The organism is Senegalimassilia sp., assembly GCF_977052095.1.
The window spans coordinates 16,768-29,883 of the sequence record NZ_CDRSTZ010000002.1 but is presented as its reverse complement, the minus strand read 5'-3'; the positions used below and the strand labels follow the sequence as shown (position 1 = coordinate 29,883).

15 protein-coding genes are annotated in these 13,116 nt (G+C 61.4%); 13 read left to right on the top strand and 2 right to left on the bottom strand.

Annotated features, from left to right (window positions below; genetic code table 11):
- Nucleotides 1-235 precede the first annotated feature (235 nt).
- Nucleotides 236-1,102 carry a TIGR02452 family protein gene (locus ACWI6D_RS00710; protein WP_449133290.1) on the top strand — a complete coding sequence of 289 codons (867 nt, stop codon included), beginning with the start codon at nucleotides 236-238 and terminating at the stop codon, nucleotides 1,100-1,102.
- A gap of 332 nt (nucleotides 1,103-1,434) precedes the next feature.
- On the opposite strand, the gene ACWI6D_RS00705 is transcribed toward ACWI6D_RS00710, so the two are convergent.
- Nucleotides 1,435-2,283: an aldo/keto reductase gene (locus ACWI6D_RS00705; protein WP_449133289.1), complete on the bottom strand. Its 849-nt coding sequence runs from the start codon at nucleotides 2,281-2,283 to the stop codon at nucleotides 1,435-1,437.
- 262 nt (nucleotides 2,284-2,545) lie between these two features.
- Between ACWI6D_RS00705 and ACWI6D_RS00700 the strand changes: the two genes are divergently transcribed.
- The 11 genes from ACWI6D_RS00700 to ACWI6D_RS00650 all read left to right on the top strand — a co-directional run bounded on the left by ACWI6D_RS00700 (nucleotide 2,546) and on the right by ACWI6D_RS00650 (nucleotide 11,873).
- Entirely contained in the window at nucleotides 2,546-3,379 is an 834-nt protein-coding gene (locus ACWI6D_RS00700; protein ID WP_449133288.1) for a LysR substrate-binding domain-containing protein, read from the top strand.
- 35 nt (nucleotides 3,380-3,414) lie between these two features.
- On the top strand, nucleotides 3,415-4,236 hold the full coding sequence (locus ACWI6D_RS00695; protein ID WP_449133287.1) for a metallophosphoesterase family protein: 822 nt from the start codon (nucleotides 3,415-3,417) through the stop codon (nucleotides 4,234-4,236).
- Between the two features lie 430 nt (nucleotides 4,237-4,666).
- Nucleotides 4,667-4,804: a hypothetical protein gene (locus ACWI6D_RS00690; RefSeq protein WP_449133286.1), complete on the top strand. Its 138-nt coding sequence runs from the start codon at nucleotides 4,667-4,669 to the stop codon at nucleotides 4,802-4,804.
- A gap of 3 nt (nucleotides 4,805-4,807) precedes the next feature.
- A complete protein-coding gene (locus ACWI6D_RS00685; RefSeq protein ID WP_449133285.1) occupies nucleotides 4,808-5,089 on the top strand; it encodes an EamA family transporter in 282 nt (93 codons plus the stop codon).
- 147 nt (nucleotides 5,090-5,236) lie between these two features.
- Nucleotides 5,237-5,617, top strand: a complete 381-nt coding sequence (locus ACWI6D_RS00680; RefSeq protein WP_129425092.1) for a GntR family transcriptional regulator — start codon at nucleotides 5,237-5,239, stop codon at nucleotides 5,615-5,617.
- 14 nt (nucleotides 5,618-5,631) lie between these two features.
- Nucleotides 5,632-6,717 (top strand): ABC transporter ATP-binding protein, encoded by a 1,086-nt coding sequence (locus tag ACWI6D_RS00675; protein WP_449133284.1) that lies wholly within the window; start codon nucleotides 5,632-5,634, stop codon nucleotides 6,715-6,717.
- Nucleotides 6,718-6,732: 15 nt separating this feature from the next.
- Complete coding sequence (locus ACWI6D_RS00670) at nucleotides 6,733-7,404, top strand: ABC-2 transporter permease (protein ID WP_449133283.1); 672 nt, start codon at nucleotides 6,733-6,735, stop codon at nucleotides 7,402-7,404.
- A 20-nt stretch (nucleotides 7,405-7,424) separates the two neighbouring features.
- On the top strand, nucleotides 7,425-7,586 hold the full coding sequence (locus ACWI6D_RS00665) for a hypothetical protein (RefSeq protein ID WP_449133282.1): 162 nt from the start codon (nucleotides 7,425-7,427) through the stop codon (nucleotides 7,584-7,586).
- Entirely contained in the window at nucleotides 7,579-8,331 is a 753-nt protein-coding gene (locus tag ACWI6D_RS00660; RefSeq protein ID WP_449133281.1) for a carboxymuconolactone decarboxylase family protein, read from the top strand. The genes ACWI6D_RS00665 and ACWI6D_RS00660 overlap by 8 nt, the downstream gene beginning before the upstream one ends.
- Before the next feature lie 661 nt (nucleotides 8,332-8,992).
- Complete coding sequence (locus tag ACWI6D_RS00655) at nucleotides 8,993-9,775, top strand: type IV secretory system conjugative DNA transfer family protein (protein ID WP_449133280.1); 783 nt, start codon at nucleotides 8,993-8,995, stop codon at nucleotides 9,773-9,775.
- A 487-nt stretch (nucleotides 9,776-10,262) separates the two neighbouring features.
- Nucleotides 10,263-11,873 (top strand): peptide chain release factor 3, encoded by a 1,611-nt coding sequence (locus ACWI6D_RS00650; protein ID WP_449133279.1) that lies wholly within the window; start codon nucleotides 10,263-10,265, stop codon nucleotides 11,871-11,873.
- 135 nt (nucleotides 11,874-12,008) lie between these two features.
- Here ACWI6D_RS00650 and ACWI6D_RS00645 read toward each other — a convergent pair whose 3' ends face one another.
- Nucleotides 12,009-12,152 (bottom strand): hypothetical protein, encoded by a 144-nt coding sequence (locus tag ACWI6D_RS00645; RefSeq protein WP_303251430.1) that lies wholly within the window; start codon nucleotides 12,150-12,152, stop codon nucleotides 12,009-12,011.
- Nucleotides 12,153-12,644: 492 nt separating this feature from the next.
- Here ACWI6D_RS00645 and ACWI6D_RS00640 point away from each other — a divergent pair, with 492 nt between their 5' ends.
- The gene (locus ACWI6D_RS00640; RefSeq protein ID WP_449133278.1) at nucleotides 12,645-13,049 is read left to right on the top strand and encodes an ArsR/SmtB family transcription factor; all 405 of its coding nucleotides are present in this window, start codon (nucleotides 12,645-12,647) and stop codon (nucleotides 13,047-13,049) included.
- The last annotated feature ends 67 nt before the right edge of the window (nucleotides 13,050-13,116 follow it).

The following is a 13,116-nucleotide window of genomic DNA, read 5'->3' as shown; positions in this document are numbered from 1 at the left end:
AACCTTCATCAGTAGGCTACGGGGAGGCACGACCGAGCAAAAGGCACGAGCGCCGGCAATGCGAACGGGAAGCGTCGGCGAAAGTCGGTTTTGCGCTTTGCGCAAAAGTCGCCTTGCACGCGAAGGCTGCAGCCGTTCGGGTTAAATCGCGGCAACGTTTTGCAAGTTTCGGCGCCGCGGTTTCGCCGACTGCTACTATTGAAGGCGGAACATTCACCTGCCCGAAGGAGGAACCATGCCCACCCGTGACGAGCGGCGCGCCGCCGCGGCGAAGAACCTTGCGCTCATGCGCGGGGCGTTCGCCGGCGACGCCGCGAAGACTATCGAGAACGCAAAGATTTACGAAGACGGCGAAGGCCGCGAGCTTAAGCTGCCCGAAGTCGAGGAAGGTGCCGTTACCACCACCAGCGTGACCAGCGACTTCGCCGTGAAGGCGCTGCATGCGGCGCACGGCAAGGTGGTGCTGGTTGACCCGTGCTCGTTTACGCGCCCCGGCGGCGCTTACGAGGACGGCGCGTTCGGGCCCGAGCAGATTTTGTGCTCGGAGAGCAACCTGTACCCGGTTTTGCAGGGTTGCAAAAGTGCCTACCACGACGCAAACCGCGGTTTTGCATCCGGGCAGCTGTTCACCGACCGCGCGCTGTACCTGCCCGATGTGACGTTCACGCGCGATGGCGAGATTCGTCACGCCGACGTGCTGGCCATCCCCGAGCCGAACCGCGCCCGCGCGCTGGAAAACCATCGCAGCGAGCGCGAGGTTGAGGTGGCGCTGGGGGCGCGCATCGAGGCGCTTTTGCGCATTGCCGCAGCTAACGGTGCCGAAACGCTTATCGTGGGCGCGTTCGGCGCGGGCCCGCAGGGCTTCGATGCCGAAGTGGTGATCGAGCTGTTCCGCGCCTGGATTGCCGCGCACCCCGGAGCCATCGGCCACATCACGTTCGCCGTGCCGCGCGCAGCATTCGGCGCGTTCGACGATGCGTTCGGCGAAGTACGCGAAGCTGCGCCCCAGCCGGCCGAGGCGGCCGCCGACACGCCAGCCCAGGACGACGAGGACGAGTTCGACCCCAACGACCTGCCCGAAGGCGTGACGTTTCGCTCGTAGAGCAGGCGCGAATGCAGGGGCGACGTTCAGGAATTCGCAAAAGTGGCCACTGTTGGGCAAAAATGCGAGATTCTGAATCGGATGAGCGAGTTTCGCGCGATTTTGCGCCCCACATGTGGAATATCGTGGACATAAAACGCACTTCCTGAATCGCACAGCGCCCAAACCGCAAGAAAGCCCGGTTCAAACAGCGCAAACGCTGATTTGAACCGGGCTTTTGCCTTGCGTCTCGTTCAGCTTCTAGACTTTTTGCCCAACAGTGGCCATATTCGTTCGAAGCTGAACATCACCGGGTTATCCCCGCTTTCGGAATCGCGCAAAAATGCGCTTCCCTACTTTTGACCTTCCACGTCCGGATGCCAGGCGGCGAAGCCCGCCAGCGCCTCGTCGGTGCGCACGTAGAACGGCTTGCCCTTGTCCAGCGCGCTGATCTGGGCCATTTCCGCATCGGTCAACTCAAAATCGAACACGTCGATGTTCTCGGCAATGTGCGCAGGCGTCTTCGAACCCGGAATGACCACGTTGCCCTCCTGCACCTGCCAGCGCATGATAACCTGCGCGGGCGTCTTGCCGTACTTCGCGGCCAGCTCGGCGATGACGGGCTCGTCAAGGATGACGGTGTTGCCGCGGCCACCCAGCGGGTACCACGACTGCACGGCGATGCCGCGCTCGGCCAAAAACGGCTTCATGTCCGTGCGCGGGAAATACGGATGGCACTCCATCTGCACGATGGCGGGCACCACATCGCACTGCTCGATGACCTGGGAAATCTCGGCCTCGTTGAAGTTCGACACGCCGATGGCGCGCAGCTTGCCGGCCTTGTAGGCGGCTTCAAGCTTGCGGTAGCCGGAGATGAAGTCGCCGGCGGGCTGGTGCAAAATCATCAGGTCGATGTAGTCGGCGCCCAGGCGCTCAAGCGTTTCGTCAACGGCGGTGTCGCTTTCGTAGAAGCACGGCCACAGCTTCGTTTCCAGGAAAATTTCCTCGCGCGCCTTGCCCGACGCCTTCATGCCGCGGCCAACGGCTTTTTCGTTCACGTAGGCGTTGGCGGTGTCGATCAGCTCGTAGCCGTTCGCCAGCGCGCACTCCACGGCAGCCTGCGCGTCGTCGGGCTCCAGCATGAACGTGCCCAGACCCAGGATGGGCATCTTCACCTGGTTGTTAAGCGTGATGTATTCCATGCGCAATCCTTTCGTAAGTTGAAATGCTTTCATATTGCATGGTTGGAACTTTACGCGCGTCTACCCACGTTGTATCCTACGAAGTGTGCAATCTGCGTTTCAGATTATGAAATGTAAAATGCTCTGCAAGACCAAAGTCAACACGCGAGAGGCGCAAATGCAGCCAGCAAGGCACGATCCCCTCCCACGCGCGCACGCTGCCCCAACCTTTGCCAAGCAAGTGCCAAAGGCGCTTCAGCAGAGCCTTATGAAAAGGTGTCCTATGCTGAATTTGCTGGAGCTGCAACAACTTATCGCCGTCAGCGAGCTGGGATCGTTCTCGAAAGCGGCCGAACGATTCTTCGTGTCGACGCCCACCATCACGCGCTCGATGCGCCACGTCGAGGCCGCGTTCGGCGCAACGCTGTTCAATCGCGACAAGAACAAGGTCACGCTGAACGAAACCGGGCGCCTGGCCGTCGAGCGCGCGCGGCGCGTATTGCAGGAAGCCGATGCCGCCGTGGCGCAGGTGCAGGCGTTCGACCGCAGCCTGTGCACCATCAGCGTGGTATCGTGCGCGCCCGCCCCGCTGTGGGATTTGGTACCGCGCATCACGCGGCTGTATCCGGGGCTTTCCACGAACACGCGCGTGGCCGACCTGCCGGCAACCGAACAGGCGCTGCGCACCAACGCATGCGATATCGCGGTGCTGCCGTACCGGCCCGATGACCAGGGATTGCGCGTGCGGCACCTTATGGACGAGCAGCTGTTCGTGTGCGTGAAACGCGACCACGCGCTGGCGGGGCGCACATCGGTAACGCTTGACGACTTGAACGGGTTCAACTTCTTGCTTGGTTCTGACCTGGGGTTTTGGAGCGACTTATGCCGCAACAGGCTCACAGCTTCGAAGTTCTTGGTGCAAGGCGACGACTTCGCGCTTGCCGAGGTCATCCGACAGTCGTCGCTGCCGTGCTTCACCACCGACGTGGCCGTGCGCATGCGCTATCGCAACATCGGAGGCAGCCGCGTGAGCATCCCTATCGAAGACCCCGAGGTCAACGTGTCGTTTTACCTGGCGGCACACGATTCGCCAAAAGTCGCGAAGCTGTTTGGATAACCTGGCGTTTGACGTCACAACCAGAAGGAGACACCGTGGAAACGCTTGTTGTTGGAGATTTGCACTTGAAACAGCCGTTTGTGTTGCCACGCATCGACATGCTGCTGGCCGAACGGCCCGCAATCGGCCGCGTGGTGTTTTTGGGCGATGCGTGCGACGATTGGGGCGCGCGGCCGTTTCAGGCGCGCGAGGCGCTCGAGCAGTACGCGGACTGGGCGGAGCGCCGCCGCACCGAAGGCATGCGCGTGGACGTACTGCTGGGCAACCACGATTTCTGCTACATTCGCGGGCGGCGCGGGCCGGGCACCATCGTCTCACTCATGCGCGACATCCGCCCGCTGCTTGAAGACAGACTGCACGCGCAGCTTGCCTGCGCCATTGGGTCGCACCTGTGCACGCACGCCGGCGTCACCCGCGCATGGGCGAAGCGCTACCTGTGTGACCTGGGCGAACAGAACGCGGGCGCCATTGCCGAGCGCCTTAACGCCATGCTGGCCAATCCAGACTGCTGGAGCGCGCTCGACAGCTGCCCGCCCTCGCGCGGCGGATGGGAGCTGCCCGGCCCGCTGTGGGCCGATCTGCGCGACCTTGCCGACGACCCGCTGCCCGGCATCAGCCAACTGGTCGGGCACACGCCCGTCGAAACCGCCACGGCCCCGTCGGTTTGGGCGCCAGACAGCCCGCACGCCCACGTTTGGGCATGCGACACCATGTCACTCACCAGCACCGGCACGTCCATAGGCGATGGCTCCCTGCTGCTTGTCAACGAAAACGACCAGGTCAGCCCCCTCACATTCCCCGGCAACGCGCAAGGCTTCCACACCTGCGTCAACGAATACCTCGCCAACAACCGATAACACAAACCCCGCAGCCACTTCACGCAAAAGGCCCAAACGGCAAATCACGCCGCTTGGGCCTTTTGCGTTGGAATCGCCCCTCCCCACATCTCAGTTCCAGAATCGCCAATTCGCGCACGAAATTCCAAGCAATTCACTATCATTCGCGAAGTGCGTAGGTTCTCGCCGCAAGCCAGCGCAGGGCGCTATCCCAGCAGAAGCCGACCAGGCCATATTGCTCGGTGGTACACGGCCATTCACGAAGACGTCGCTCAACCTACGCACTTCGCGACCCTTTTGCTCAATGCACCACGCACCAAGGCCCAACGGCGCAAGGACGAGCGCTTCAACAAGCGCTTTACGAAGTCTTTACGAAGCGAATCCCGCCCACCACTTCGCCAAACGCCTCCAATCAATCAGGAACAACTTGCAACTTAAAGGGCTTACCTCTATGTCTTGGATTGCGGCAGCATTCGCTTCGGCATTTTTCGCCGGCATCACATCGATTCTTGCCAAGTGCGGCATCAAAACCACCGACTCCGACGTGGCCACGGCGCTGCGCACGTGCGTGGTGCTGGTGTTCGCGTGAATCATGGCGGCACTGGCCGGGCCACTTTCCGCCATCGGCAGCATCAGCGGGAAATCGTGGCTTTTCCTGGCGCTATCGGGCCTGGCCACCGGCGCGTCGTGGCTGTGCTACTACTACGCCATCGCCACAGGTCAGGTAAGCGTTGTGGTGCAAATTGACAAGCTGTCCATCTTGATTTCCGTCCTGTTCGCCTTCCTGGTGTTCCACGAGAAGCTCACGCCGCGCGGCCTGGCCGGCCTTGCGCTCATCGTAGCCGGTACCGCCGCCATGGCCTGGTGGGTGTAATTCGCCCCGCAAAAGCAAGCAACCTCTTGTCAACTGTGCATAGTGTATATATACTGTGCTTACCGGTTATATACACGTGCCGCGCGAGGACGCTCGGGCAGCACGAGGCACCGCGTGCGCAGCGGAGCCGCAAGCACAGGAGATAGCGTGGACATCATCCTATCGAACACCAGCGACTTGCCCATCTACGAGCAGATATCGCAGCAAATCAAGGGGCAGATCCTCTCAGGCGAACTGGCCTGCGGCGAAAAACTGCCTTCCATCAGGGCGCTTGCAAACGGGCTGCGCGTCAGCGTCATCACGACGAAGCGCGCGTATTCCGACCTGGAAGCGCTCGGGTTCATCGAAACCGTGCAGGGCAAAGGCAGCTTCGTGGCGGCGGGCAACCGCGAGCTTTTGCGCGAAGAGGGCCTGCGCCACGTGGAGGAACTGCTGGCGAAAGCGGCCGACGAGGCCGCGCGCCTGGGCGTTTCCCGCGACGAGCTGCACAGCATGCTCGACCTCATGGCCGACGAGTCGCACAACTAGAGACGGAAACAAACATGGAGACCCTTTTCGAAGTTCGCGGCGCAGGCAGGCGTCTCAGCGACGATTTTGCGCTTGCCGATGTGAACATAGCCTTACAACCTGGGGAAATCGTTGGTTTTGTTGGCGCAAACGGCGCGGGCAAAACCACGGTGATCCGCGCAATCTTGGGGCTTTTGCACCTTGATAGCGGCAACGTGCGCCTGTTCGGCCAGCCTTTCGGGGCCACTGCGCCCGCCGAGGCGCAGCGGCGGTTGCGCGGACGACTCGGCGTCGTGTTCGACACGTGCCCCTTCCCCGCCGAGCTGAAGGTGAAGCAGGCGATTGCGTGCGTGGCGCCCGCGTTTGCGCGCTGGGACGCGCAGCGTTTCGCCAGCTTGCTTGACGAGTTCGACATCCCGCCGAAAGCGAAAGTGCGCGACCTGTCGCGCGGCATGGGCATGAAGCTGCAGCTAACCGTAGCGCTTTCGCACGGCGCTGACCTGCTGATACTCGACGAGGCAACCGCCGGTTTGGACCCGATTGCGCGCGATGGCGTGCTCGACCGGCTGCGTGAATTCGCCAGCGACGGGCAGCGCGGCGTGCTGCTTTCCAGTCACATCACCAGCGATCTTGAGCGCGTAGCCGACCGCGTCGTGGGCATCGACGCCGGGCGCATCGCGTTCAACCTGCCGCGCGAGCAGATCACCGACGATGCCGGCGTGGCGCACTGCACCGCCGAGCAAGCGTGCGAAGTCATGCGCGTACTGGCCGAAGTTGGACAGACCGGAGCCGAGCCGAATGTCGCAGAAGGCGAAACGTCGGAGAATGCCCAGGTCGGCGGCATGTCCAGCCTGCCAGTCAGCAGCTCGGGCGAATACGTCAGCAAGCAAGTAGGCGCAACAGCCGCAAGCCCGAACGACCATCGCGCCGGCCAACCCGCCGACCCCTTCGCCACCTTCGGCATTTCCACGCCGCGCGCCATCCGCCGCGCGTACTGCACCGACGTGCTGGTGCCGAACCGGTTCGCCTTCGCGCAAGCGTTTCCCGAAATCGCCTGCGACCGCGCCACCATCGAAGACTACCTACAGTTCGCCCTCAACGGTGAATGCCAGCTGCGCTAGAGAAAGGAACGCCTGATGAAAGCCATTTTGCAAACGGAATTCTCCTATGTGCGGTCTACGCTTTTGGCCGCGTTGGGGACATTCGTGATCGTCTACGCGTTCCTTTGCTGGTCGCTGCAAACGCCCGCGATGATGTCGGTGCTGTGCGCAATGGAACCGCTGCTGATCATGTTCACGTTCATGAACGCCGACATGGCCAACGGCTGGGGGCGCTACCGCGCTGCGCTGCCGTTTTCGCGGCGCGACATCGTAGTCGGCCGATACGCGGCAATCCTGCTGTTCGCAGCTGCGACCATCGCGGCGGCGTTCGTGCTGGGCATGGCCGGCAACGTCATCGGCCCAGCCGCAATCGCCGAGTTCGAGCCAATGCCCGCATTCGAGCTTGCAGCCACGTGCATTTGTTCGACCGCCGTGGTGCTGGTACTTGTTGCCTGTATGCAGCCGTTTCTGGTGAAGTTCGGCAACGCGAAGGGCGTGCGCTATGCCACGCTGACGTTTCTGCTGGTCATCGGGCTGGGAATTGCGGCGCTGTCGCAAGTACTCGATGCGCCCATAATGTACGAGGTGGCCGACTGGATCGAAGCGAACGCCGGGCCGATGGTGGCCGGCATCGCCGCCATCGGCGCGCTTGCCCTTGCCGCCAGCTGCGCCATCAGCCTGCGCATCTATAAGCGCAAGGACCTGTAAGGCCAGCCGAAGGCGAGCGCGTGGCAGCGCTGGGCAACAAGCAAACCATGGCACTTCGCAAAACGCATGATGCCCGTAAAGATTGCAGCGACTACCTTGACTTAGAGCATGCTTTAAGTTCTAAGGTGCATTTCGTTCAACGAAAGACAAACAAGCAAGCGAAGAAGCATTCATATGGTTAAGCAGACCGCAGGCCACGACGCGCTGGGGCAATTCGCGCCCGAATTTGCGCACCTCAACGACGACGTGCTGTTCGGCGAGGTGTGGAATCGCACCGACAAGCTGGGGCTGAAAGAGCGCAGCATCGTTACCATCAGCGCGCTTATTGGCAAGGGCATCACGGATAGCTCGCTGAAGTATCACCTGATGAGCGCCAAAAACAATGGCGTGACGCAAGTTGAGATGGCCGAGATCCTCACGCATATCGCGTTTTATGCCGGCTGGCCGAACGCGTGGGCGGCGTTCAACATTGCCAAGGAAGTGTACGCCGAGGACGACGCCGCGGCGGCCGACGCGGCCGAACAGCACGGCGGCTTTTTCGGCCTGGGCAAGCCCAACGACAGCTTCGCGCAATACTTCATCGGGCAGTCCTACCTCAACCCGGTGACGGCGCCGGACGCGTACCTGCCCATCTTCAACGTCACGTTCGAGCCGGGCTGCCGCAACAACTGGCACGTCCATCACGCCGACAAGGGCGGCGGCCAGGTGTTGGTGTGCGTTGACGGCCAGGGCTGGTATCAGGAAGAGGACAAGCCCGCGCAAGCGCTCAACCCCGGCGACGTGGTGGAGATCCCCGCAAACGTGAAGCACTGGCACGGCGCGCAGGCAGGCAGCTGGTTTAGCCACCTGGCATTCGAATACCCAGGCGAAAATACGTCGAACGAGTGGTGCGAACCGGTCACCGACGAGGAATACGCAGCACTGTAACACCAGGTAATCAAATAATTTATTCGGTCATCGTTATTGTGCGTAAAGATTTTCCAATCGCATCTTTGCCACAGACTGAAAGATGACCGGCAGAGCGTAAGAAAGGCGGCAGATTGCCGCCTTTCTTACGCTCTTAAACCCAAGTGATTTCCTATTATTCGCCAAGTGCGTAGGTTGTAAACGCGATAGCTAACAAGGAGATTCGGCCATTGCGTTTTCCCTGGTCGAATTTCGAGCAAGCAAGACAATGGGCCGGAGCGCCGCTCCAACCTACGCACATCGCGCACCTTCCGTTGGGCAGTCATTCGGGAATCGGGTTTCGAAGTATCGCTAAGTGCGTAGGTTGATGAGCACAGTGCCACCAAGGCGGGGGCGCCACGCACGTTTCGGCTGTTCGATCTTGGCCCGGACGAAGCCCTGATGCAGCACGTCACGCGAACCTACGCACATCGCGCGCCTTTTGGCGGAACGCTGTCGCAAGCGTGCGCGAACGGCCGCAGTAACCACAGCGACAACCGCAGCAGCAGCCACAGCGACGACCATTGGCCGTTGCCGCCAAATCCAAAACCTCGCAAATCGGGGGTTGACAGAAAAGCGAACGCCTGTCCCATAGTTTTTGGGCACCCGAGAGCGAAAGCTCATTCGCCATCGCCAGCGCGCTGTGCCCGCGCGAGGACCACGAGTCCGACCCGTTCTGGCCACCTGCCGCAGCGAACTATCTGCAAGCTACATCGCCTATGTACTTGAAGCGATTCCCGAAGAGGACCAAACGATGACCGAAGTCATCCGCGTGTTCGACCGCGCTTGCGACAACCAGGCCGGCAAGCTGTTCGACGAGCTTGAGAGCGAAAACCCCTACAGCTACGCCGTGCGGTTGCACCGCCGTGCAAGCTCGACGTGCCTGGCCGAGCGCATGCACGCAAGCATCATGGGCATCATCGCGGCTAACCTGCTGCCAATCGGCTTCAGAGGCGCCATGGCCGCCTACGAGAGCTCGCGCCGCGTCAATTTCCGCCATCTGGGGCGCAAACGCTGCGCGCTGTTCGTCACCATCGACGACATGGACGCCAGCTTGCGCCCGCTGACCAGCCTTTTCGTGCGCCAAGCGTTCTTGACCCTGTGCGACGAGGCCGACCACAACACCCCCGATGGGCGCCTGACCGTGCCCGTGCGGTTCATGCTCGACGACTTCGCCAACCTCAACCTGGCGAACTTCGACAACGTCTTGTCCGTCATTCGCAGCCGCGAAATCAGCTGCACCGTGGTGTGCCAAACCGTCAGCCAGCTTGAGGCGCGCTACGGCAAGCCTGCGGCGAACTCGATCATCGGCAACTGCGACCACCAGCTTGTCCTGGGGTTTCAGGACGAGGAGACGGCGCGCTACTTCAGCCTGCGCGCGAATAAGCCGGCGGCCAGTCTGCTGGCAACGCCGGCGCGGCGCTGATGGCTGTTCGAACGCGGCTGCCCCGCCATCTGCGACGACGCCTACCGGCTTGAGCAGCACCCGCGCTACGCCGAGCTTGCGGCAAGCGAACGGGGCGAAACTGACGCAAGCTTTGCGAGCCCATGCCCGGAGGACGTTGTTGTCACACCCGAATGGGTCGAGGAGATGACGCTTGAGGACCTCGAGATCTTCGGCGACTCGTGGCCGGCATAGCGCGAGGTACAATAGCCCACAAGTAAAACCACCGTCGTAGGGGCGCGCGGTTTGCGCCCCCGCATCTAGCATCTCTCGCGCGCAACCGGTCACCGTTCTCAACCGGTCACCAGCCACGCAGCCGCTTGCGCTTTCCGTATGCAGCCGCGTTCCCATCTTCCGGGCACGTACGTTCGCCGCTATACTTATACAGTTACGCACGAAACCATTCACCGGCTTCGCCCCCAGGCGCGCCCGCGCCCGGACGCGCGACCGGTTTGCGGAAAGGACCTTCATGCCAACGCTGGCAGAACACATCGCGTCGCGACGCACGTTCGCGATCATCTCGCACCCCGACGCGGGCAAAACCACCCTCACCGAGAAGCTGCTGCTGTATTCAGGCAGCATCCAGACGGCCGGCTCGGTCAAGGGCAAGGCCTCGTCAAAGCACGCCGTGTCCGACTGGATGGACATCGAGAAGGAACGCGGCATCTCCGTCACGTCGTCCGTGCTGCAATTCGAGCACGACGGCTGCTGCGTCAACATCCTTGACACCCCCGGCCACCAGGACTTTTCCGAGGACACGTACCGCACGCTCATGGCCGCCGACGCCGCCGTCATGGTCATCGACGGCGCAAAGGGCGTCGAGGCCCAAACGAAGAAGCTGTTCAAGGTGTGCACGCTGCGCCACATCCCCATCTTCACGTTCGTGAACAAGATGGACCGCGAGAGCCGCGACCCGTTCGAGCTTATGGAAGAGATCGAGACGGTGCTCGGCATCGGCACGTACCCCATGAACTGGCCCATCGGCAACGGCCGCACGTTCCGCGGCGTATTCGACCGCCAAACGCGCAACGTCATCGCATTCGACGGCGAAGGCCGCGGCAACTCGGCGAAAAAGGTTGCCGAGATCGAGGCCGAACTGGGCGACGCCGCGCTTGACGAGCTGATCGGCGAGGAAAACCACCGCAATCTGATGGACGATATCGAGCTGCTCGACGGCGCCGCCGACGAGTTCGACCTTGACGCCGTGCTGTCGGGCAAGCTGTCGCCGGTGTTCTTCGGCTCGGCGCTCACGAACTTCGGCGTGGAGCCGTTCCTGAAGGAGTTCCTGCACCTGGCCCCCGCGCCGCGCCCCTACCTTGACACCTTGAGCGGCCAGGAAATCGACCCGCAGCGCAAGGAATTCTCGGGCTTCGTGTTCAAAATCCAGGCGAACATGGACAAGAACCACCGCGACCGCATCGCGTTCGTGCGCATCTGCTCGGGCAAGTTCGAGCGCGGCATGGAGGCGTTCCACGTGCAGGGCGGCAAAAAGCTGAAGCTGGCCACGGGCACGTCGCTCATGGCCGACGACCGCGCCACCGTCGACGAGGCGTTCGCCGGCGATATCGTGGGCCTGTTCGACCCCGGCATCTTCAGCATCGGCGACACCGTGTGCAAGGGCGAACACGTGCAGTTCCCGCCCATCCCCACGTTCTCGCCGGAGCATTTCGCGCGAATCACGCAGGTCAACACGCTGAAACGCAAGCAGTTCGTCAAGGGCATGCACGAGCTGGCGCAAGAAGGCGCCGTGCAGATCTTCCGCGAGCCGGGTTTCGGCATGGAAAGCGTCATCGCCGGCGTGGTTGGCGTGCTGCAGCTTGACGTGTTGGAAACGCGCCTGAAAAACGAGTACGGCGTGGAAGTGCGCCGCCAAGGCATGCCGTACACCGACATCCGCTGGATCGAGAACGACCCCGACGAACTGGACACGTCGCGCCTGAACATCACGCGCGACACGAAGCTGGTCGAAGACATGCGCGGAGGGCGGCTGCTGCTGTTCACGAACTCGTGGAACGTGAAGTGGGCAACCGGTCACAACCCCGAGCTCAAGCTGGCCGAAGTCGGCAACGTTAATTTCTAGTAGATTGGTCAACATTGTGCAAGGCCGCGACCCGGGGAAATACGATCAAAATGAGTAGCAAGGGCGTGGACATAAATATCTAGCATGTTGGTTATCTTTTAGCAGCAACGTACACGCAATTGCAAGGATACTCTTCTAGTCCTTGCTTTCCGCAAAGGCAAAGGCGGCAGCCATCGGCTGCCGCCTTTTTCGTGCCCCGACCCCCAGCATCATCCGCGGCAAGCCCTTCTTGCCGCAAACCAACGCCCAAGCAAAACCCAAAATGCCGCCAAATGGCACCTCGAATTCCTAGTGAATCCTTATCATTCGCGAAGTGTGTAGGTTAGCGTGACGAGCGGCTTCAGAGCTTTGCTCAGGCCAAGACCGAGCAGCCGAAACGTGCGTGCTGTCCCCGCCTTGATGGCGCTGTGCTCATAAACTTACGCACTTGACGATACTTCGAAACTCGATTCCCGAATGATTGCTCAACAGAAGGTGCGCGATGTGCGTAGGTTGCCGCACGTGCCTGCACAAGCCGCCCTAGTCCGAAAACCGTCACCAGGGCATTTGCGGCGCGCCGGCGAGGAGCTCTCGCATCTGTCGCCTCAACCTACGCACATCGCGCACCTTTTGACAAAGCAAGGGCGGCACAGTAGCACATCCTACGCACTTCGCGAACGTTAGCGTTTTACTAGGATTTCAATGGTCTCGTTTTTCTTTACCAAAGGGCCACTCTGCTGCCCCGCATGCTATAAACGGTTTAAACGGTTGAACGAAAGAAGGTATAACCGATTGGAAAACGCAGAACCACAGAAAGCGCAGCACGATGAGCAGCGGCAACACGTCGACCCGCTTGAGATTCAACAGCTAGCCGAAGAGTTCGCGTCGTGTCGAAAACTTCTGCTGGCGCTTGGCGATGAAAACCGCCAGCACCTCATCGTCGAGGTGATCGGGATCGACAAGTGCAGCGGCGTTCGCGTAGGAGAGATCACGGAGCGCACGCACCTTTCCCGCCCCGCCGTGTCGCACCATCTGCAAATCCTTAAAGGCGCGGGGCTGGTCAAGATGCGCCGCGAGGGCACGAAAAACTATTACTACTTCGACGCCGACGCAAAAGCCATGAACGGCCTGCTGCACATGCTCATGCACGCAAAACGCATCATGGAAGACCAACCAGACCGAAGCTACACCAAATAACACGGGCACGCGCTGCAACCAAATCCTTCGATTCTACCCTGTTTACCTGCGGTTATACCGCATCAAA